Annotated in this window: 18 protein-coding genes; 11 read left to right on the plus strand and 7 right to left on the minus strand. The window is 74.9% G+C overall.

Annotated features, from left to right (window positions below):
• Nucleotides 1–22 precede the first annotated feature (22 nt).
• Genes AC0VX4_RS02025 through AC0VX4_RS02040 form a run of 4 tightly spaced genes read right to left on the minus strand, consistent with a single transcriptional unit; the run spans nt 23 to nt 6922 of the window.
• Nucleotides 23–1888, minus strand: a complete 1866-nt coding sequence (locus AC0VX4_RS02025; protein ID WP_049158663.1) for an ABC transporter ATP-binding protein — start codon at nt 1886–1888, stop codon at nt 23–25.
• On the minus strand, nt 1885–3723 hold the full coding sequence (locus AC0VX4_RS02030) for an ABC transporter ATP-binding protein (RefSeq protein WP_475464507.1): 1839 nt from the start codon (nt 3721–3723) through the stop codon (nt 1885–1887). The genes AC0VX4_RS02025 and AC0VX4_RS02030 overlap by 4 nt, the downstream gene beginning before the upstream one ends.
• A 41-nt stretch (nt 3724–3764) precedes the next feature.
• A complete protein-coding gene (locus AC0VX4_RS02035) occupies nt 3765–4733 on the minus strand; it encodes a metallophosphoesterase (protein ID WP_136940378.1) in 969 nt (322 codons plus the stop codon).
• Between the two features lie 5 nt (nt 4734–4738).
• A complete protein-coding gene (locus AC0VX4_RS02040; RefSeq protein WP_002854016.1) occupies nt 4739–6922 on the minus strand; it encodes a transglycosylase domain-containing protein in 2184 nt (727 codons plus the stop codon).
• Between the two features lie 68 nt (nt 6923–6990).
• Here AC0VX4_RS02040 and AC0VX4_RS02045 point away from each other — a divergent pair, with 68 nt between their 5' ends.
• Genes AC0VX4_RS02045 through AC0VX4_RS02055 form a run of 3 tightly spaced genes read left to right on the plus strand, consistent with a single transcriptional unit; the run spans nt 6991 to nt 8547 of the window.
• Nucleotides 6991–7158 carry a DUF4177 domain-containing protein gene (locus tag AC0VX4_RS02045; protein WP_010080276.1) on the plus strand — a complete coding sequence of 56 codons (168 nt, stop codon included), beginning with the start codon at nt 6991–6993 and terminating at the stop codon, nt 7156–7158.
• Entirely contained in the window at nt 7155–7655 is a 501-nt protein-coding gene (locus AC0VX4_RS02050) for a RidA family protein (protein WP_002854018.1), read from the plus strand. Before AC0VX4_RS02045 ends, AC0VX4_RS02050 begins: the two co-directional genes overlap by 4 nt.
• A complete protein-coding gene (locus tag AC0VX4_RS02055) occupies nt 7645–8547 on the plus strand; it encodes an NUDIX hydrolase (protein WP_002854019.1) in 903 nt (300 codons plus the stop codon). Before AC0VX4_RS02050 ends, AC0VX4_RS02055 begins: the two co-directional genes overlap by 11 nt.
• A gap of 35 nt (nt 8548–8582) precedes the next feature.
• Here AC0VX4_RS02055 and AC0VX4_RS02060 read toward each other — a convergent pair whose 3' ends face one another.
• Complete coding sequence (locus tag AC0VX4_RS02060) at nt 8583–9260, minus strand: Crp/Fnr family transcriptional regulator (RefSeq protein WP_002854021.1); 678 nt, start codon at nt 9258–9260, stop codon at nt 8583–8585.
• Nucleotides 9261–9434: 174 nt separating this feature from the next.
• Here AC0VX4_RS02060 and AC0VX4_RS02065 point away from each other — a divergent pair, with 174 nt between their 5' ends.
• From AC0VX4_RS02065 to AC0VX4_RS02080, 4 genes are all read left to right on the plus strand, one after another.
• A complete protein-coding gene (locus tag AC0VX4_RS02065) occupies nt 9435–10823 on the plus strand; it encodes a MarP family serine protease (RefSeq protein ID WP_002854023.1) in 1389 nt (462 codons plus the stop codon).
• Nucleotides 10824–10942: 119 nt separating this feature from the next.
• The gene (locus AC0VX4_RS02070) at nt 10943–12592 is read left to right on the plus strand and encodes a sodium-dependent transporter (protein ID WP_060973804.1); all 1650 of its coding nucleotides are present in this window, start codon (nt 10943–10945) and stop codon (nt 12590–12592) included.
• Between the two features lie 3 nt (nt 12593–12595).
• On the plus strand, nt 12596–12781 hold the full coding sequence (locus AC0VX4_RS02075) for a methionine/alanine import family NSS transporter small subunit (protein WP_475464508.1): 186 nt from the start codon (nt 12596–12598) through the stop codon (nt 12779–12781).
• Nucleotides 12753–13235: a GntR family transcriptional regulator gene (locus tag AC0VX4_RS02080; RefSeq protein WP_036334115.1), complete on the plus strand. Its 483-nt coding sequence runs from the start codon at nt 12753–12755 to the stop codon at nt 13233–13235. The genes AC0VX4_RS02075 and AC0VX4_RS02080 overlap by 29 nt, the downstream gene beginning before the upstream one ends.
• A gap of 75 nt (nt 13236–13310) precedes the next feature.
• On the opposite strand, the gene acs is transcribed toward AC0VX4_RS02080, so the two are convergent.
• Nucleotides 13311–15251: an acetate--CoA ligase gene (gene acs / locus AC0VX4_RS02085; RefSeq protein WP_227448750.1), complete on the minus strand. Its 1941-nt coding sequence runs from the start codon at nt 15249–15251 to the stop codon at nt 13311–13313.
• A 234-nt stretch (nt 15252–15485) separates the two neighbouring features.
• Here acs and nth point away from each other — a divergent pair, with 234 nt between their 5' ends.
• Nucleotides 15486–16292, plus strand: coding sequence for an endonuclease III (nth, locus tag AC0VX4_RS02090; protein WP_002856976.1), 807 nt, complete (start codon nt 15486–15488; stop codon nt 16290–16292).
• 21 nt (nt 16293–16313) lie between these two features.
• On the opposite strand, the gene AC0VX4_RS02095 is transcribed toward nth, so the two are convergent.
• Nucleotides 16314–17519: an NAD(P)-binding domain-containing protein gene (locus AC0VX4_RS02095; RefSeq protein ID WP_475464509.1), complete on the minus strand. Its 1206-nt coding sequence runs from the start codon at nt 17517–17519 to the stop codon at nt 16314–16316.
• A gap of 36 nt (nt 17520–17555) precedes the next feature.
• Here AC0VX4_RS02095 and AC0VX4_RS02100 point away from each other — a divergent pair, with 36 nt between their 5' ends.
• The 3 genes from AC0VX4_RS02100 (at nt 17556) to AC0VX4_RS02110 (ending at nt 20980) form a co-directional block, all read left to right on the plus strand.
• Nucleotides 17556–18365, plus strand: coding sequence for an NUDIX hydrolase (locus tag AC0VX4_RS02100; protein WP_475464510.1), 810 nt, complete (start codon nt 17556–17558; stop codon nt 18363–18365).
• A gap of 165 nt (nt 18366–18530) precedes the next feature.
• Complete coding sequence (locus tag AC0VX4_RS02105) at nt 18531–19856, plus strand: CpaF family protein (RefSeq protein WP_475464511.1); 1326 nt, start codon at nt 18531–18533, stop codon at nt 19854–19856.
• The gene (locus tag AC0VX4_RS02110; protein WP_475464512.1) at nt 19853–20980 is read left to right on the plus strand and encodes a type II secretion system F family protein; all 1128 of its coding nucleotides are present in this window, start codon (nt 19853–19855) and stop codon (nt 20978–20980) included. The genes AC0VX4_RS02105 and AC0VX4_RS02110 overlap by 4 nt, the downstream gene beginning before the upstream one ends.
• Nucleotides 20981–21036 lie beyond the last annotated feature (56 nt).

A 21036-nucleotide genomic window follows, 5' to 3' on the forward strand; every position in this document is an offset into this window, starting at 1 on the left:
AAAGTGCCCGGCCCGGGGCCCATCAGGCGAGCGAGTCCTCCCAGGCCCGGTGCAGCGCCGCGAACCGGCCGTCGGCCGCCACCAGCTCGGCGGGGCTGCCGTCCTCGACGATCCGGCCGTCGTGCATCACGAGCACCCGGTCGGCGGTCTCGACGGTGCTGAGCCGGTGGGCGATGATCAGCGCCGTCCGGTTCCCCAGCAGCCGCTCCAGCCCGGCCTGCACGAGGCGCTCGCTCGGCAGGTCCAGCGACGACGTCGCCTCGTCCAGGATCAGCACGGCGGGGTCCGCGAGGAACGCCCGAGCGAAGGACACGAGCTGCCGCTGCCCCGCGCTGAGCCGCCCGCCGCGCTTGGCGACGTCGGTCGCGTAGCCCTCGGGCAGTCCCAGGATGAAGTCGTGCGCCCCCACCGCCCGGGCGGCCGCCTGGATCTCGGCCTCGGTGGCGTCGGGCCGGCCGAGGGCGATGTTCTCCGCGATCGACCCGGAGAACAGGAACGCCTCCTGCGTCACCATCACCACGTTGCGCCGCAGATCCGCCTGGCTGAGCTCGCGCAGCTCCACCCCGTCCAGCGTCAGCGAGCCGGTGGACACGTCGTAGAACCGGGCGATGAGCTTGGCCAGCGTCGACTTGCCCGCGCCCGTCTGGCCCACCACGGCCACGGTCTGACCCGCCGGGATCACGAGGTCGAACTCCGGCAGCACCACCCGGTCCGGCCCGTAGCTGAACACCGCGTCCCGGAACTCCACCCGCCCGGACGCCACGCCCGCCCCCGGCGCGTCGGCCCCGGGCAGCGGCGTGGGCTCGGCCGCCTCCACCACGGTGGGCTCCTCCTCGAGCAGGCCGGAGACCTTCTCGAGCGCCGCCGTCGCGGACTGCAGCGACGAGTAGAACATCGCCACCATCTCCATGGGCTGGAACACGCGCCGCCCGGCCAGCAGGAGCGCCACGAGCACCCCCACCTCGAGGTCGCCGTCGAGCACGCGCAGGCCCCCGGTCACGAGCAGCGCCGCCACCGTGAGGTTGCCCGTCGCCACGAGCACCGGCTGCAGGATGCCGAACAGGTTGAGCGTGGCCACCATGTCGTCCCGGTAGGCCGTGGCCAAGTCGCGGTACCGCGCGTCGTTGTCCCGTTCCCGTCGGAAGGCCTGGACCGCGCGGATGCCGGTCATGGTCTCCACGAAGTGCACGATCGACCGCGCCGAGGACACCCGCGACCGCCGATACGCCTCCTCGGACCGCACCTGGTACCAGCGCGTCACGATCGCCACCGGCACGGCCGCGCCCAGCAGCACGAGGAACGACGGCGGGTCCAGCAGCAGGATGGACGCCGCGGTGAACGACATGAACATCAGCCCGGACACGAGCGAGGACACGCCCTGGTCCAGCAGCTCCCGCAGCGCCTCCAGGTCCGAGGTCTGCCGCGAGATCACCCGCCCGGACGTGTACCGCTCGTGGAACCCGAGGCTCAGCCGCTGCGTGTGCCGGAACACGCGCAGCCGCAGGCTCAGCAGCATGGCCTGGCTGGCCCGCGCGGTGAGCCACGTGTACGCCCCCAGCAGGCCCCCGGAGACGAGGGCCGCCGCCACGTACGCCCCGCCCACGGGGACGAGGATGGGCCAGACGGACTCGCCGGCCCGCACGGCCTCGACGACGCGCGGCAGCTCCGCGTCGATCGCCCAGGCGATGATCAGCGGCCCGGCCGCCCGCGCCGCGTTGGACACGAGCACGAAGAGCACGGTGAGCAGCAGCGTCCCCCGGACCGGCCGCGCGAGCTCGCCGAGCAGCCGGAAGGACCGGCGCCGGATGTGGCGGCGCTCCGCGCGGGTGTAGTCGAGGTCCTCTTCTGCCCCCACGCCGCGCACGCGGCTCACGTCGGCGGCGCTCATGCCTGCTCCTCCGGTCGGCTCGAGATGATGTGCCGGTACACGGCGCTGCGGGCCAGCAGTTCGGGGTGCGTCCCCACGTCCTCGATCCGCCCGTCCGCCAGCACCGCGACCCGGTCCGCGAGGGCCACGGTGGAGGGACGGTGCGCCACGATCAGGGTGGTCGTCCCGTCGAGGACCTCGCGCAGGCGCGCGGTCACGGCCTCCTCGGTGCGCACGTCGAGGGCGGAGAGGGGGTCATCCAGCACGAGCACGTCCGGGCGCGCCGCGATCGCGCGGGCGAGGGCGATCCGCTGGCGCTGTCCGCCGGAGAGGCTGAGGCCCTCCTCGCCGATCTCGGTCTCGACGCCGTCCGCCAGGTCCGCCACGAAGCCCGCCTGCGCGGTCTCGAGCGCGAGGTCGAGCAGGGCGTCCGCCGCGGGGGAGTGGAGGCCGTCCGCGAGCACGTCCGCCGGGGCGCCGAGCAGCACGTTCTGCCGGATGGTCGCGGAGAACAGCGTGGCGTCCTCGAACGCCACGGACACCCGCCGGCGCAGCTCCTCGAGCGGCATCCGGCGCACGTCCACCCCGTCCACGCAGACGGAGCCCGCCGTGACGTCGAGCAGCCGGGGGACCAGCTGCAGCAGCGTCGACTTGCCGGCGCCGGTCGCGCCGACCAGGGCCATCGTCTCGCCGGGCACCAGCTCGAGGTCGACGCCGTCGAGCAGGTCGCGCTCCCCGCGCCCCGGGTCCGCGTCCGGCCAGCGGAAGCGCACCCCGCGGAACGCGAGCGCGCCGGTGGCCGGGGGCACGACGGCGGCCTCCCCGGTGGGCGAGGCGATGTCCACGGGCGTGGCAAGCACGTCCACGTGGCGGTCGATCGCCGTGCGGGCCGAGAGCGTCATGCCCATCAGCTGGCCCACCGACTCGACCGGCCCGGCCAGCACGGCCGCGGTGGCGAAGTAGGCGGCGAGCGCGCCCACCGTCAGCTCCCCGGTCGCCACGAGCCACAGGCCCAGGGCGAGGCCCAGGCCCAGCACCGTCTCCGGCAGGGCCACGATCAGCGCGATGAACCGAGCCAGCACGGACGCCTTGTGCACCTCGGTGCCCTGCAGCGTGCGAGCGCGCCCGCGGAAGCCGTCGAGGGCGTGCGCGCCGCGGCCGAACGCCTTGAGGACGCGGATGCCGTGCACCGACTCCTCGACGGACGTGGCGAGGTCCCCGGCCTGGTCCTGGGAGAGCCGGGACGCGGCGCGGAAGTCGTTGCGGAACCCGAACGACGCCCACATGATCGGCACGGCCGCGGCGAGGTAGAGCAGGGCCAGCTGCCAGGACAGCAGGAACAGCAGGACGAGGCCGACGGTGATGGTCACCACGTCCACCACGAGCATGACCGAGCCGAACGCGATCCACCGCCGCAGCAGCGAGAGGTCGCCCTGAGCCCGGGAGAGCAGCTGCCCCGAGGGCCACGCGTCGTGGAAGGCCACCGGCAGGCGCTGGAGCCGTTCGAACAGGGCGATGCGCGCCCGGTTCTCCACCCCGGCGGCCGGCGGGAGGATGAAGTACCGGCGCAGGCCGATGAACGCGGCCTCGGCGAGGCCGAGCACGGTGAGCAGGCCGGCGGCCCGCCACACGTCCGCGCGGGAGTCGGGGGAGGAGGGCCGGGCGAGCACGGTCTCCGTGAACACGGTGTCCACGAGCAAGTGGATGACCTGCGGGATGGCCAGGGCCACGAGGCCCGCCGCCATGGCCGAGGCGAGCCCGAGCACCCAGCGCGCCCGCACGCCCTCGAGGTACGGTGTGATCCCGCCCAGGGCGTCACGCAGGGACGAGGCGTCGGGAGAGGTGGTGCGGGTCACGGGGCTCCACTGTACCCGCGGCCCCGGACGGGACAGGCGGCTCAGCCCCGCGGGACCAGGTCCAGCACCACGGCCTCGGGCCGGCACGCGAACCGCACGGGGGCGGACGGCGCGGTCCCCAGGCCGGCCGACACCTCGAGGGGGACGGTCCGCCCCGCGGCCGTCCACGTCGAGACCCCGGAGGCCTGACGGCGCGGCAGGTCGCAGTTGGTGACGAGCGCACCGAGGAACGGCACGCACACCTGCCCGCCGTGGGTGTGGCCGGCGAGCAGCAGGTCGGCGCCGTCGGCGGTCATGGCGTCCAGCACGCGGCGGTACGGGGCGTGGGTGACGCCCAGCCGGAACCGCCCGTCGCCGCCGGCCCGCCCGGCGCCCTCGTCGGGTGCGGCGCCGGGGAAGCCGGCCCAGGCGTCCAGACCGAGGTGCGGGTCGTCGGTGCCGGCGGCGAGGACCTCGAGCGTGGTCCCGGCGCGGGTCGGCACGGCCAGGGCGACGCCCCGGTTCGTCAGGTCGGCCCAGCCGGCGGCGCGGAACGCGCCGAACAGGACGTCGGAGGGAAGCCGGGGCCGGTCCTCGTCCATGCGCGAGGGGCCCGCGAAGTACCGGAGGGGGTTGGCCGCCTTGGGAGCGTAGTAGTCGTTGGAGCCGGGCACGAACACCCCGGGCCGCGCCAGGAGCGGCCCGAGCGCGTCGAGCACGAGCGGCACCGACGCCGCGGCGGACACGTTGTCACCCGTGTTGACCACGAGGTCAGGCTCGAGTGCATCCAGCCCGTGCAGCCACGCCCGCTTGGCCCGGTGCCGGGGCAGCAGGTGGATGTCCGAGAGGTGCAGCACCCGCAGCGGCGCCGACCCGGCCGGCAGCACGGCCAGTCGGTGCGTGCGCACCGTCCGGGCCTCGGCCTCGGCGAGGCCCCAGGCCAGGCCGAGGCCCGCCGTCGTGGCCAGCCCGGCGGCGGCAGGCGCTGCGGCGCGGAGCATGCGGCGGGCGGGGGAGGCGGCGGGGCGCATCGCGGTCAGAAGCCCGGGACCGCCTCGGGCAGCGGCCCGCCTCGGTCCAGGTCGTCGATGTGGAACTGGCGTCCGTCCGGGTGCTCGCCGGCCTCGCCCGGGTCCTCCGACTGCGGGCCGTCCCACTCGGGCAGTTCACCCGGCGGGAACTTCTCCTTGGCCATCTGGTTGTACTCGAGCCAGGACGGGCCGTTGATGGAGGTCGAGTAGAACGGGTTGCGGACCTCGCCGTTGACGGTCTCGCCCGTCATGGACTTCAGGTTGTTGTAGCGGCCGGTCCACACGGCGGTGGCCAGCTTGCTGGTGAACCCGACGAACCACGTGGAGGACACGTTGTCGTTCGTGCCCGTCTTGCCGCCGAACTCGTAGCCGGCGCCCTCCTCGGCGATGTTGAAGCCGCCGATGTGGCGCAGGACCGGCATCAGCTCCCGGACGTGGTCCGGGTCGATGACCTGGTCGCACTGCGGGTCGGCGACGTCGTACTGGTTGCCGGCGGTGTCCGTGACCTCCAGGATGGCGCGCGGCTCGCAGTACAGGCCGTTCGCGGCGATGGCGGCGTACGCCCCGGCCAGGGACAGCGGGGCCACCGAGTCCTTGCCGAGCAGGAAGGACGGGTCGTCCGGCTGCAGCGGGGAGCTGTCCAGGGCGCGGGTGATGCCCAGCTGGGTGGTGAGGCTCGTGATGTCGCACAGGTCCAGCTGGTACGCGGTGGCGACGGTCGGGGTGTTCACGGACCAGAAGAGACCCTCGTCCACGCGCACCTGCCGCAGCATGCCGGGGATCACGTTCTTGAACTGCCAGGTGCCGCCGACCGTGGTGTAGCCGCCCGGGCGGCACGAGGCCGCGAAGCGCGTGCCCGTGGGGTAGACGTTCCGGGAGGCGTCCACGGAGTCGACCAGGCGGTTGCCGTTGCGCAGCCACGTCAGGGCCACGAAGGGCTTGAGCGTGGAGCCGGCCTGGAAGCCCTGGCCGCCGCCCCACTGCTTGTCCACGTTGAAGTTCAGCGAGGTGTGGCCGAGCTCGTCCTGGATGGCGTACTCGGTGTTCTGGGCCATGGTGCGGATGTTGCCGGTGCCGGCCTCCACCGAGGTGAGCGCGTGGCCGGCGCCCAGCGACTCGTTGTTGGGCACCGAGGCGCGCAGGTTCTTCTCGGTCTCCTTCTGGAGCGTCGAGTCGATCGTCGTGCGGATGGTGAGTCCGCCGCGGTCCAGCAGGGCCTGGCGGGACTGGACGTCCGGGCCGAACGTGGGATCGGCGAGGATCTGCCGCTCCACGTAGTCACAGAAGTAGGTGCCGAACTTGGCGTAGAGGCAGCCCGAGGGGCGGGACTCCATGACCACCTCCATCGGCTGGGCGACGGCGTGGTCGTACTCCTCCTGGGAGAGGTAGCCGTTGTCCTTCATCGCGTTCAGCACGAGGTTGCGCCGCTCCGTGGCCTCCTCCGGGTTGCGGGCCGGGTTGAACCGGGTGGGGGACTGGACCATGCCGGCCAGCGTGGCGGCCTCCCAGCTCTCCAGGTCGGCGGCGGACTTGCCGAACACGTACTGCGAGGCGGCCTCGACCCCGTAGGCACGGCCGGAGAACAGCACGATGTTGAGGTAGCCCTCGAGGATCTCGTCCTTCGACATCTGCTTCTCGACGGCGACCGCGAGCTTGATCTCCTTGACCTTGTCCGCGATGTTCTTGGAGCCGGAGAGCGTGAGGCGGGAGTCGCCGCGGATCTGCTGCACGTTCACCAGCATGTTGTTCACGAACTGCTGGGTGAGGGTGGAGGCGCCCTGCGTGGAGTCGGAGGTGGCGTTGTTCACGGTCGCGCGGATGAGGCCGCGCGCGTCCACGCCGTCGTGATCGTAGAAGCGCTCGTCCTCGATGGCCACGATCGCGTGCTGCATGTGCTCCGAGATCTCGTCCAGCGGGACCGGGGTGCGGTTCTCCTCGTAGAAGACGGCGATCTCCTCACCGTCCTCCGAGAGGATGCGCGACGGGACGGAGACCGGCTCCGCGGGCAGCTCGTCCGGCAGCTCGTCCAGCATCTCCCGGCCCGACGCGGCGGCGACACCGGCCAGGCCCGCGACGGGCAGCAGGAGGGCCGCCACGAGCAGGCCGGCCACCGCCGAGAGGCCCACGAAGGCGAGGAGGCGGCCGAGAGCGCTCGAGGGCGCGGGGAAGCGGGTCGTGCGGGAGGCCATGGGCGCGAGTGTAGCGCGGGCACCTGGGACCTCTTCCGGGGTCCGCGCCGGTGGCTAGGGTGGGTCCCATGACTCAGCAGACGCAGTGGGAGTACGCCACGATCCCCCTCCTCATCCACGCGACCAAGCAGATCCTCGACCAGTGGGGCGAGGACGGCTGGGAGCTCGTCACGGTGATCCCGGGCCCCGAGGGGAACAACCCCGTGGCCTACCTCAAGCGTCCGAAGGCGGCGTGAACGTGACGGAGCAGTCCTCGGCCCCCACCTGGGGCGACGGCGCCGTCGCGGCCCGCCTCGCGGAGCTCGGCATCGACCGACCCGCCGTCGCGGCGCCGGTCGGCTCCTACGTCCCGGCCCTGCGGGACGGCGACCTCGTGCTGACCTCCGGCCAGCTCCCCTTCGTGGCCGGCGCCCTGCCCGCCACCGGCAAGGTGGGCGCGGAGGTCACCCCCGAACGCGCCCAGGAGCTCGCGCGGACGTGCGCCGTGAACGCGGTGGCCGCGGTGCACGAGCTGCTGGGCGACCTGGACCGGGTCGCCCAGGTCGTCAAGGTCGTCGGCTTCGTGGCCTCCGACCCCGCGTTCGCCGGTCAGCCCGGCGTGGTGAACGGCGCCTCGGACGTGCTGGCCGAGATCTTCGGCGAGGTCGGCCGCCACGCGCGCTCCGCCGTCGGCGTGGCCGTGCTGCCCATGGACGCTCCCGTCGAGGTGGAGATCACCGTCCGTGTCCGCTGATCCGGCCGGCCTGCTGCTGCCGGTCCCGGAGCAGGAGGAGGACCTCACCCGCCAGTGGTTGGACCGGCGCTTCAGCCAGGTACGCCCGGCCCGGCCCGGGTCGGCCGTCGTGCTCGTACGCGACGGCGACGACGGCCCGGAGGTCTTCCTCCGGCACCGCGCGGGACGCACCCCGCTCGGCCGCGTGGGCCTGCCCGGCGGCGCGCTCCTCGAGTCCGACGCCGACTCGTGCCCGTGGTACGGGCCCGAGCCCTCCCAGTGGGCCCACACGTTCGGGACAACGGACCGGCGGCGTGCGCGGCAGCACGTGGTGGCCGCCGTCCGTCAGCTCCACGACGAGGCCGGAGTGCTCCTCGCCGGTCGCTCCGACACGGACGTCGTGTCCACGGCGCGCATCGAGACCTGGGGTGGGGGCCACAGCTCCCTCGAGGAGGGCTCGGAGAGTCTGCCCCATCTGCTGGCCGCGCGCGGCCTCGGGGTGCGCGCCGACCTGCTGCGCCCCGTCATGCGCTGGCATTCCGCGCCCCACGTCCACCGACGCTTCGACACGGCTGTGTTCGCCACGACGACCCCACCGGTGCAGTCCACGCCGACATCCGAGGAACCCGGTCCCGAACTCCAGGCGTGGGTGCCCGCGTGTCGCGCACTGGCCGGCCCGCTGCGGCTGCCCGGACCCGCCGGGGCGGAGGGCATGGCACCCTTCGACCAGGTGGCGACCCCGCTGACGCAGGTGATCGTGCGTCGGGTCGCGGCGCACCGGACGGCCGCCGCCTTCCTGCTCTCCGCCACGCCCTGTGCCCGGCGCGGCCCGGTGCCGGAATACCACCTGGTCACCGAGGCCGGCGACGACGGCATCCCCCGGATGCGCGTGGAGCGGGCCCCCCGGGACTGACCGGGGTGGCCCGCTCCACGGCAGGGCGAGGGGCGTCAGCGTGAACGCTGGCGCAGACGCTGCAGGTCCAGGATGACCACGGCGCGGTTCTCCAGGCGGATCCAGCCGCGCTGGACGAACTCGGCCAGGGCCTTGTTCACGGTCTCGCGGGACGCGCCCACCAGCTGGGCGAGCTCCTCCTGCGTGAGGTCGTGCGCCACCAGCAGGCCGTCCGCGGCCGGGCGGCCGAAGCGGTCCGCGAGGTCCAGGAGCGCCTTGGCCACGCGGCCCGGCACGTCCGAGAACACCAGGTCCGCCAGGGACTCGTTGGTCTTGGACAGGCGCTGGGCCAGGGCCTGGAGCAGCTGGACCGACACATCCGGCGACGAGGCGATGGCGCGGCGCAGGTTCTCGTGGCGCAGACCGGCCAGGCGCGTGGCGGACACCGCGGTGGCGGTGGCGTTGCGCGGGGCGGGGTTGAACAGGGCCATCTCGCCGAAGATCTCGCCGGGGCCGAGCACGGCCACGAGGTTCTCGCGGCCGTCCGAAGCGGTGCGGCCGAGCTTGATCTTGCCGGACATGATCACGTACAGCTGATCGCCCTGGTCGCCCTCGTGGAACGCGGACGCGCCGCGGGAGAGCTCCACCTCGGTCAGCTCCGAGGTGAGGATGGCGAACACCTCGTCGTCCAGGTTGGTGAACAGCGGAGCCTTCCGCAGAACCTCGAGATCCATGTGTGCGTGTCCTCTCTGTGGCCAGTTCCTCACACCGCGGCGGAGGAGCCGCCCGGTTCACTGGCGTCCATTGTGCCCCATACCCCAGTGCGGGCCGATACCCTGGATCCCCCACCGGGCGCGCGGGCGGTCCCCGTGCGTGGCCGGTGCCGTCGCATCCGAAGGAGGTCGCCCATGCCGCTGGGTCTGACGTGGCTGGACGTCCTGCTCATCATCGGGCTCGCGATGCTCCTGGTCCAGGGTCACCGTCGCGGCCTGTGGGTGGTGCTGGGCAACCTCGTCGGCCTGGTCGGCGGCGCCGCGATCGCGTTCTACGCCCTGCCTGAGGTGGCGAAGGTCGTCACCGCGCCGCAGTGGCGGTGGGCCGCGCTGATCGCCACCCTCGTCCTGCTCGTGGCGGCGGGCCAGTACGTGGGCGCCGCCATCGGCGAGGCGATCCGGCTGCGCGTGAACCTGCCGGCCCTGCGACTCGTCGACCGCCTCCTCGGCGCGCTCGCCGCCGGTCTCGCGGGCGCCCTCGTCCTCTGGCTCGTGGCGTTCTCCATCGCGGCCTCCGGCTCCACCGCGGTCACCCGTGAGGTGACCCGCTCGCGGGTGATCACAGCGCTGGACACCGTGATGCCCGACTCGCTCCTGGCCTGGGCCGCCCGCTCGCGCTCCGCCGTCGCCGACCTGGACGTGCTGCCGGAGCTCGAGCTGCCCGCCCCCGTCCCGGAGACCGACGGCGGCGTCCGCGCCGCCCCGGCCCCGGCCGTAACGCCGGGGCTGCCCTCGGCCGCCTCCTCCCCGTCCGACACCGCCACGTCCGCCCCGCCCGCGACGTCCGCCGCGGCGACCCTCGAGGAGCCCGACGACGCCGCCGCGGCCTCGTCGTCCACGTCCGCCGCGCCGTCGGCCACGACGGCCGCCCCCGCCTCGTCGGCGTCGACGGCCGCCCCCTCGACTCCCGCCGCCTCCTCGGCGTCGGCCGCCGTCGTCCGGCTGACCGGGACGGCCGCGCAGTGCAACCAGGTGCAGAGCGGCTCGGGCGTGGCCGTGGCCCCGGACCGCGTGCTCACGAACGCGCACGTGGTCCTCGGCGTGGACGCCCCCACCGTGACGGACCGCGCCCGCGGCGTGCACGCGGCGCGGATCGTCCACCTGGACACGGCGCACGACCTCGCCGTCCTGGCGGTCGACGACGCGGACCTGCCCGTCATGCCGGTCGGGGCCGAGCTGACGGGCGGCGCGTCGGCCTCCGTCCTGGGGTACCCCGACGGCGGCCCGTTCGCCTCCACCCCCGCGGCCGTGCAGGCCGTCGGCGAGGTGCCGCTCGGCGACGTCCTGACCGGGGCCGCGAGCATGGTGGACGTCTACACCCTCGCGGCGGACATCCGCCACGGCTACTCGGGCGGCCCGGTGGTGGACGCCGCCGGGAACCTGGCCGGTCTGGTGTTCGCCCGGGCCCCGGGCTCGGACGCCGTCGGCTACGCCCTGACGGCGGACACCATCGCCCCCGTCGTCGCCGCGGCCCCGCAGATGACGGCCACGGTCCCCTCGGGGGACTGCGTCCCGGGCGGCTGAGCCGGCGCCGCGCCACGCGCCTGACGCCCGCATTCCGGACCGGACTGTCCGGCAACGGCCCGCGTCGACTATTGTGGCCGCCGTCACACTCGAGTTTTCCCGACCCTCGGAGGTCCTGCATGTCCAGCACCGTCTCCGCGCCGGCGCCCGCGCCGGCGCCACAGCGCACCCGGGAGGAGTTCACCGGCCGGTGGGCCTTCATCCTGGCGGCCATCGGCTCCGCCGTGGGCCTCGGCAACATCTGGCGCTTCCCCTACGTCGCCTATGAGAACGGCGGCGGCGCGTTCGTCATCCCCTACCTGATCGCGCTGCTCACCGCGGGCATCCCGCTGCTGTTCTTCGACTACGCGATCGGCCACCGCTTCCGCGGCTCCGCGCCTCTGGCATTCCGACGCCTGTCCCGGTGGACCGAGACCGTCGGCTGGTGGCAGGTGCTCATCTGCGTCGTCATCGGGATCTACTACGCCGCGATCATCGGCTGGGCGATCATGTACACCTGGTTCTCCGTGGACCAGCGGTGGGGCGACGACCCGGAGACCTTCCTCATGGGCGACTACCTGCAGGTCGCCGACGACCCGTCCCCGTCCTTCGACTTCGTCTCGGGCGTCTTCTGGCCCATGCTCGCCGTCTGGGTGATCACGCTGCTCATCATGGGCTTCGGCGTGCGCCGGGGCGTGGCCCTGGCCTCGATGGTCGGCATCCCGCTGCTCGTCGTGATGTTCCTGATCCTCGTCGGCATCGCCCTCACCCTGCCGGGCGCCGCCCAGGGCCTGGACGCGCTGTTCACGCCGAACTGGTCCGCGCTCGCGGACCCGGGCGTCTGGATCGCCGCCTACGGTCAGATCTTCTTCTCGCTGTCCGTCGGCTTCGGCATCATGATCACCTACGCCTCCTACCTCAACCGCCGCACGAACCTCACCGGCTCCGGCCTGGTGGTCGGCTTCTCCAACTCGGGCTTCGAGATCCTGGCCGGCATCGGCGTGTTCTCCGCCCTGGGCTTCATGGCGCAGGCCTCCGGCGTGTCCGTGTCCGAGGTGGCCGGCAGCGGCATCGGCCTGGCGTTCATCGCCTTCCCCACCCTGATCTCGCAGGCCCCGCTCGGCGCCCTGATCGGCGTGCTGTTCTTCGGCTCGCTCGTGGTCGCCGGCTTCACCTCGCTGATCTCGATCCTCGAGGTCGTCATCTCCGCCGTGAAGGACAAGCTCGGCTGGGGCCGCTGGACGGCCACGATCGTGGTGATCGGCCTGTCCGGGGTGGTCTCCCTCGCCCTGTTCTCCACCACCACGGGCCTGCAGATGCTGGACACCATGGACGCGTTCGCCAACAACTTCGGCATCGTGGGCGCGGCGCTCCTGTCGGTGCTCCTGGTCACCGGCGCGCTGGGCTCGGCCCGTCGCATCACGGCGCACCTCAACGCCGTCTCCTCCTTCAAGGTCGGCCGCGGGTACGTGCTGCTGATCGGCGTGCTCATGCCGATCGTGCTCGCCTACATCTGGCTCTCCTGGATCATGAAGGTGATCGCGGAGGGCTATGAGGGCTACCCGGGCGACTTCCTCGGCGTCTTCGGCTGGGGCATCGCGCTCGGCTCCGTCGCCCTGGCCGTCCTGCTCTCCCTGATCCCGTGGTCCCGCAAGTCCAACCTCTACGCGGAGGACCTGGACAGCGAGATCCACGGCGACCTCATCCCGCACAACGCCGTGCCCCAGGGCACCGTCCCCACCGGCGCCCTGCCGGTGATGCCCGCGGCCACCACCCGGAAGGAGCTCTGACCGATGAGCACCGCAGCGATCGTCATGATGTCCCTGGCCATCCTCCTGGTGTGGGGCGGCCTCGCGGTCTCCGCCGTCCACCTGCTCCGCCACCCGGACGACTCCTCGGGCGATCTCGCCATCGGGGGCGAACTGGCCCCCGCCGAGTGGGAGCGCGAGGATGGCCGTCTCGACGCGCAGCACCGGTGAGACGATGCGGGCCCCCGGTCCGTCCGCGGCGACCCCGTCCGCGGCCCCGGTCGCCGGCGGAGCCGCGGGCGTGGTCTCCGCCTCCCTGCCGGTCGTGGCGGTGGACGGGAGCCTGCCGACCCCGCCCTACCGGCAGATCGTGGACGCGGTCCTGGCCGGCGTCGCCTCCGGATCCCTGGCCCGCGGGGACCGACTGCCGCCCGTGCGCGCGCTCGCCGCCGAGCTCGGCGTGGCACCGGGCACCGTGGCCCGGGCCTACAAGGAGCTCGAGGCGCACGGCACCATCCGCACCCGGGGCCGCGCGGGCACGTTCGTGGCCGCCTCGGCGGACGCCCGTGCGGATGCCGCACACCAGGCCGTGCGCCGCTGTCTCGACACCCTGCTCGAGCGCCTCGGCTACACACCCGACGAGGCCGTGGAGCTGGTCCGCCGGGACGCGGCCGCCCGCGCCTGAGCCGGGCCCGCCCACCGACGACGCCGCCCCGGACCGCACGCAGCGTGCGGACCGGGGCGGCGTCGTCGTGCCGGCTCAGGCCTTCGGCGCGAGCGTCTCCACGATGCGCTGCATGACCGTGGGGTCGGCCAGCGTGGTGGAGTCGCCCGGGTCGCGGCCCTCGGCCACGTCCTTGAGCAGGCGGCGCATGATCTTGCCGGAGCGCGTCTTGGGCAGCTCGGGGACCACGAGCACGCGCTTGGGCTTGGCGATGGGGCCGATGTCCTTGCCCACGTGCTGCCGCAGCTCCTCCTCGACCTCGGCGACGTCGCGGTCGGCCGCGGCGGCGACCTCGGTGAGCAGGACGAACGCGACGACCGCCTCGCCCGTGGTCTCGTCCTTCGCACCGACCACCGCGGACTCGGCCACGGACGGGTGCGACACGAGGGAGGACTCGATCTCGGTGGTGGACAGGCGGTGGCCGGAGACGTTCATGACGTCGTCCACGCGGCCCAGCAGCCAGATGTCGCCGTCCTCGTCGTAGCGGGCGCCGTCGCCGGCGAAGTACATGCCGGGGAAGCGGGACCAGTAGGTCTCCTTGAAGCGCTCCCGGTCGCCCCAGATGCCGCGCAGCATGGACGGCCACGGCTCGCGCACCACGAGGAAGCCTGCGCTCGTGTCCGTCATGGGCTCGCCGAGCTCGTCCACGACCTCCAGCACGACGCCGGGCACCGGCCTCTGGGCGGAACCGGGCTTGAGGGTGGTCACGCCGGGCAGCGGGGTGAGCATGTGGGCGCCCGTCTCGGTCTGCCACCAGGTGTCCACGATGGGGCAGCGTCCGGCGCCGATGACCTCGTGGTACCAGCGCCAGGCCTCCGGGTTGATGGCCTCGCCCACGGAGCCGAGCACGCGCAGGCTGGAGAGGTCGTACTCGTCCGGGATGTGCCGGCCCCACTTCATGAACGTGCGGATCGCCGTCGGCGCCGTGTAGAGGATGCTCACGCCGTACTTCTGCACGATCTCCCACCAGCGGCCCTGGTGCGGGGAGTCCGGGGTGCCCTCGTAGATCACCTGGGTGGCGCCGTTGACCAGCGGTGCGTAGGCGACGTAGGAGTGCCCGGTGACCCAGCCGACGTCGGCGGTGCACCAGAAGACGTCCGACTCCGGGTGCAGGTCGAAGGTGTCGTGGTGGGTGGCCGCGGCCTGCACGAGGTAGCCGCCGGTGGTGTGCAGGATGCCCTTCGGCTTCCCGGTGGTGCCGGAGGTGTACAGGATGTAGAGCGGGTGCTCGGCGTCGTGCCACACGAGCTCGTGCTCGTCGGACTGGCCGTCCACGACGTCGTGCCACCACAGGTCGCGGCCCTCGGTCATCTCGACCTCGGCCTCGTTGCGGCGGACCACGAGCACGTGCTCGGCGGTGTGGCCCGGCGCGGAGAGGGCCTGGTCCACGGCGGGCTTGAGCATGGAGGGCTTGCCGCGGCGGAAGGAGCCGTCCGCCGTGACGACGAGCTTGGCCTCGGCGTCGTCCACGCGGGAGCGCAGGGCGTCGGAGGAGAAGCCGCCGAACACCACGGAGTGGACCGCGCCGATGCGCGCGCACGCGAGCATCGTGATGACGGCCTCGGGGATCATCGGCAGGTAGACGGCCACGCGGTCGCCCTTGGTCACGCCGAGGGACTCGAACGCGTTGGCGGCGCGCCGGACCTCGGCGGCCAGGTCGGCGTAGGTGTAGGTCCGGGTGTCGCCGGGCTCGCCCTCGAAGTGGATGGCCACGCGGTCGCCGTGGCCGGCCTCGACGTGGCGGTCCAGGGCGTTGTACGCGGCGTTGGTGGTGCCGCCGACGAACCACTTCGCGAAGGGTGCGTCGGACCAGTCCAGGACGTCGGTGAAGTCCTGCTCCCAGTGCAGGAGCTCGCGGGCGCGGCGGGCCCAGTAGGCCAGGCGGTCCTCGGCGGCCTCCTCGTACAGGTCGGCTCCGGCCACCGCCTGGGCGGCGAATTCGGCCGGGGGCGGGAACGTGGGGATCTGCTCGTCCATCGACGGGGTCCTTTCGAGGTGGTGCGGTCGGTGCGTGGCGCGGATGTGACGCGTCCCACACTAGTCTCCCGCCTCAGCATGCCGCGCACGGCGGCGTCGTCACAAATCCTCGGGTCCTGTGTGTCGCATCGCGCCCGAAAGCGGGGGCCGGACCCGGTGTGGACGTCGGCACGCGCCCCGCTCCCTAGGATGGTCGGACCTGAGCGGATCGCACGAGGGCGGGAGGACGCGCGGATGGAGACGGAGCCGACGGGCACGCCGACCGGGGAGACCCGGCTGGCCCTGGTGCGCCGGGCGCGGCGGATCAACCGGATCCTGGCCGAGACGTACCCGTACGCCGTCGCCGAGCTGGACTTCGAGACGCCGTTCGAGCTGCTCGTGGCCACGGTGCTGTCCGCCCAGACCACCGACGTGCGGGTCAACGCGGCCACGCCGGCGCTGTTCGCCCGCTTCCCGGACGCCCACGCGATGGCCGCGGCCACCGAGCCGGAGCTGCAGGAGCTCGTGCGCTCCACGGGGTTCTACCGGAACAAGGCCTCCGCGATCCTGCGGCTGTCCCAGGAGCTCGTGGCCCGGCACGACGGCGAGGTCCCCGCCCGTCTCGAGGACCTCGTGGCGCTGCCCGGGGTGGGGCGCAAGACCGCGTTCGTGGTGCTCGGCAACGCCTTCGGCCAGCCCGGGATCACCGTGGACACGCACGTCGGCCGGCTCGCCCGGCGCCTGGGGTTCACGGACGAGACCGACCCGGTGAAGGTCGAGCACGCCGTGGGCGCCCTGTTCCCGCGCCGGGACTGGACGATGCTCTCCCACCGGCTGATCTTCCACGGCCGCCGCGTGTGCCACGCGCGCCGCCCGGCGTGCGGGGCGTGCCCGATCGCCCGCTGGTGCCCGTCCTACGGCGCGGGGGAGACTGACCCCGAGCGGGCGCGCGCCCTGCTCGCCTACGAGCTCAAGCCCGGCCGGGAGGAGCTGCTCGAGCTCCTGCGCGCGGGGAGGACGCGCCGGGAGCTGCGCGCCCTCGGCCACGGGCTGGAGGCCTGAGCGCTCAGCCTGCCCGCCCGCTCAGCCGGCGGTGAGGCCCGCGAGGATCGCGTCGACGGCCCGGCGCGCGTGCACCCCCACGCCCGCGAGCGTGGCCGAGGCGGCCCCGCACCAGTCGTCGTAGCCGAGCAGGTGCAGCCCCGGCACGTCCACCGAGGCGGTCGGCAGAGCACGCTCCGTCGCCGGCGCCCCGGAGGGGCGGCGGGTCAGCTCGAGGCTCCTCAGATGGCGCAGGTCCGCCCGGAAGCCCGTGCACCAGACGACGTCATCCACCGGGTGCTCGGCCCCGCGCACCCGGGCCGCGGCGCGGCTGGCGGCGGGCCAGCCGTGGCTAGCGCCGGCGTCGTGGTCCCAACGGACGCCCTCCGGCGTGAGCGCCGTGGGCGCGGGGACCGCGTGGAGCCCGGCCTCGTCGCGGGCGCGGATCACCGAGGGCACCATGACGATGTCCCCGAGGTCGCCCACGCGCGCCTCGGAGCGGCCCAGCACGCGCGCCGAGGCCCGATCGAAGAGCACCCGCCCGTCGACGTCGTCCGGCATGAACCGGGGCGGACGCCGGGTGGCCCACGTGGTGGCGACACCCGCCAGCAGCAGGTCCGCCGCGATCTGGGCGCCCGAGTTGCCGCCGCCCACCACGAGGACGCGCCGCCCGGTGAACGCGTCGGGGGAGCGGTACGCGGCGGAGTGCCGCTGCGTGCCGCCGAAGCGGTCGGCGCCCGGGAGGGCCGGCACGAACGGGCGGGTGAACGAGCCGGTCGCGGCGACCACCGCGCGGGCGCTCAGGGCCGTGCCGTCCTCGAGTCGCAGGGTGAACGGAGGGGACGCGGCGGCGTCGTGCGTCACCGCCGTGACGCGCACGCCCCGGTGCACCGGCAGCCCGTAGCGGTCCTCGTAGACGGCCAGGTACGCGACGACGTGCCCGGCGTCCGGGGTGCCGGGGCCGGGCGACGGCGGCATGGGTCGGCCCGGCAGGGAGGAGTGCTCGGCGGGGGAGAACAGGCGCAGGGAGTCCCAGTGGTGCGGCCACGCGCCGCCGGGCTGGGCGGACGCGTCGAGCAGGACGAACGACGGCGGCGGGCCCGGCCGGCGTCCGCGGTCGACGTCCCGCGCGGCCCGCGCCAGGAAGTAGCCGGCCGCCAGTCCGGCCTGGCCGGCGCCGATCACCGCGACGTCCACCGGATCCGGGGACGCGGTGGCCGCCGGGGGCGAGGTCAGGGGAGCCGTCATGCCCCGAGGCTACGACCGGCGGCTAGCGTGGGGGCCATGCCTGAGACCCCCGCGAGCCCCCGCCCGACCTCCCGCGACGCCGCCGGGACGTCTGAGGCGTCGCTGACGGGTGCGCGGGACCAGCTGGCGGACCTCGTGGCCCACTGGGGCACGGCCCCTGCGGACGCGCCCGGTCGCCACGACCCGGCTTCGCTCACCACCATCCCGCCCGAGGCCGTGCCGATGTGGGGCTTCGACTGGCCCCGGTCCGGCGATCCGCGCCCCTCCGCCGTGCTGATCCTGTTCGGCGCCCTCGACGACGTCCCCGCCCGTCACGACGCCGAGCGTGTGCACCCGCACGTGGACGTGCTGCTGACCCAGCGCGCCGCCACCCTGCGCCAGCACGCCGGGCAGATCGCGTTCCCCGGCGGTCGCGTCGACCCCGAGGACGCCGACGTCGTGGCCACGGCCCTGCGCGAGGCGCAGGAGGAGACCGGCCTGGACCCGGCCGGCGTGGAGGTCCTGGGCGTGCTGCCGGCGGTGCCGGTGGTGGTCTCCGGGCACGTGGTGCACCCGGTGCTCGGGTGGTGGCGGGACCCCAGTCGCGTGGCGGTGGTCGACCAGGCCGAGGCCGCGGCCGTGTTCCGGATGCCGGTCGCGGACCTGGTGGACCCCGCGAACCGGTGCCGCGTGGCCCGGCCCGGCGGCCGCCGCGGCGAGACGCCGGGCTTCCTCGTGGGCGAGCGCCTGGTGTGGGGGTTCACGGCGGCGCTGCTGGACCGTGTGTTGGCGCTGCTGGGCTGGGACGTGCCGTGGGACGACTCCCGCGTGCGTGACGCGCGGACCCACCGGATCCTGCGCGACTGACGGCTGACGGCTGGGCGCCGCCGTCCGCTCCTGCACAGGCGCCGGAGGGCGGGTTCGTGTCCCCAGCGGCGGGGCCGGGACCGCGGGCACCCGGGCGGGACGGTGGACTGGACGGGCCGGCGGCCGCGGACCGCGGCGGCCGCCCCGACCCGCAGGAGGCCCGCCATGCGCCCGTTCGTCCCCGCCGCCCCGGCCCGCCCGCCCCGGGGCCGACGACGCCGCCCCGCCCCGCCCGAGGGCAGCCGACGGTTCCCGTGGCCCCGCACTGACCCGGCCGAGCCGGAACGCACGCAGGTCGCCGCGCCGCCGCTGGCCACACCCGCAGCGGGCCCCGGCGGGCTGGACGCCGCCGTCGTGCGCCGGCGCGTGGCCGAGGCCCGTGCGTCGGCCGCCGACGGGGCGGAGCCGCCGCTGGCCCCGCTGATCGCCGAGGCCCTCGACGCGCCGATCGACGACCCGCGCGTGGCGGCGCTGGTCGATGAGCTCGACGGCTTCGGCCCGCTCGCACCCTGGGTGCGCACCCCGGGCGTGACCGACGTGCTCGTGGACGGCGCGGGCGCGGTGTGGACCGACGGGGACGAAGGCCTCGTCCGCCGCCCCGGTTGGCTCGACCCCGAGACCGCCCGGGAGCTCGCGGTGCGGCTGCTGCACCGGGCCGGCCGCCGCCTCGACGCGGCGGTGCCGCTGGCCGACGCCCGCGTGGGCGGCGTGCGCGTCCACGCGGTCCTGCCCCCGGTCAGTGGCGGCGGCACCCTGCTGAGCCTGCGGATCCCGGCCGCGACGACGCCGTCGCTGGCCGCGCTGGCCGACGGCTGGCCGGACGGCGCCCTCTGGGCCGACGCCCTCGAGGCGCTCGTGCGCGACCGTGCCACCGTCCTGGTCAGCGGCGCGACCGGGGCAGGCAAGACCACGCTGCTCTCCGCAGCCCTCGGCCGGGTGCCGGGGGACGAACGGATCGTCGTCGTGGAGGACACGGCCGAGGCCGCGCCCGATCACCCGCACGTGGTCGCACTGCAGTGCCGCGCCGCCAACGCGGAGGGCGCCGGCGAGGTCGGACTGGCCGAGCTCGTCCGCCACGCGCTGCGGATGCGGCCGGACCGGCTCGTGGTCGGCGAGTGCCGCGGCGCCGAGGTGGCCGACGTCCTCACCGCCCTGAACACGGGACACCAGGGCGCGTGGGGCACCCTGCACGCCAACGCCGCCGCCGAGGTGCCCGCCCGGCTGACGGCCATGGCCTCCCTGGCCGGCTGGCGGCCCGAGACGGTGGCCGCGCAGGCCCGCGCCGGCGTGGACGCCGTGCTGCACGTCGCCCGGGACGGCCACGGGCGGCACCCCGTCGAGCTCGCCGTCCCGGACCCGCGCGCCGACGGGTTCGCCCTGCTGCCCGCCCTCACATGGCGGCCCGGGACGGAGGCGACGGGCGGGCGGACCGTCGAGGGACCCGGCGTGCCCGCGCTCGCGGCCCGGCTGGCGGGGCGGAGCGGCCGGTGAGCACGACGACGGCGGCCGGGCAGGCACGACGGTCGCGCGCCGGGCGTGCCGCGGCGCTGCTGCCCTGGCGGGCGGGGCGGGCGAGGCCGGAGGAGGAGACGGAGGTGCTCATCGACGTGCTGCGCCGCTGGGCCGCCCTCGTCGCGGCCGGTCTGACCGAGGAGCAGGCCTGGCGGGAGACCGCGGGCACCCTGCCCGCCTGCGGGTCGGGCCCGGGCGAGGCGGGTGTCGCATGCTGCGCCCATCACCACGCCCGACGCCGGGCCGAGGCGCTGGCCTGGGATGCGCCGGCGGCGCATGCGCCGACCGGGGAGGCGGCGCGCCGCGGTGGGACCCCGCCCTGGCGGACCCCCGCACAGGACCCGGGCTGGGCGTTGGTCGATGCGGCGCTCGCGGCCGGGGCCCGGGCGGGTGCCGCTCCCGCAGCCGTGGCCCGGCGGCTGGCCCACGGCCTCGAGGCGGACGTGGACGCGGCCCGGGCCCGCCGCTCGGCCGCGGCGGGGCCGGGCGCGACGTCCCGACTGCTGCAGTGGCTGCCCCTGGGCGGCCTCGGCCTCGCGTGGCTGCTCGGCACCTCCCCGTGGGACCTGGTCCGCTCGCCCTTCGGTGCCGTGGTCGCCGCGGTGGGGCTGCTGTTCTGGCTGGCCGGGCGGTCCTGGACGCGCCTGCTGCTGCGTGCGGCCGCGCGCGAGCCGGCGGCGGTGGGCTCCGCCGTCGTGCTGGACGTGCTGGCGGCGCTGCTCAGCGCAGGCCGATCCCTGCCCGCCGCGCTGGACGACCTCGCTCGGACCCTGCCGGGCGCCCGCGGCCTGCGGGCCACGGCGGCGCTGCTGCTCTGGGGCCGGGACTGGGACGAGGCGTGGGTGGGCCTCGACACGGACCCGGTGTGGGCCGAGACCGCCGCCCGACTGCGTCCGCTGCACCAGTCCGGGATGGCCGGCGCCCGCACGCTGGCCGAGACCGCCGCCGCCGTCCGTCAGCAGACCCGGCGGACCGATGAACGGGCGGCCGAGGAGCTCGCCGTGCGCCTGGTGATGCCGCTGGGGCTGTGCCTGCTGCCCGCCTTCGTGTGCTGGGGCGTGGTGCCCGTCGTCATGGCCCTGCTCGGGGCGGGACCGGGCTGAGGCGGCGGCGACACCGGGGCGTCCGGTCCTGCACAGGGCCCCGTTCGCCCCGCCCC

Source organism: Micrococcus sp. 63XJN7_8_ISO-PGPR-S23-253, assembly GCF_056173425.1.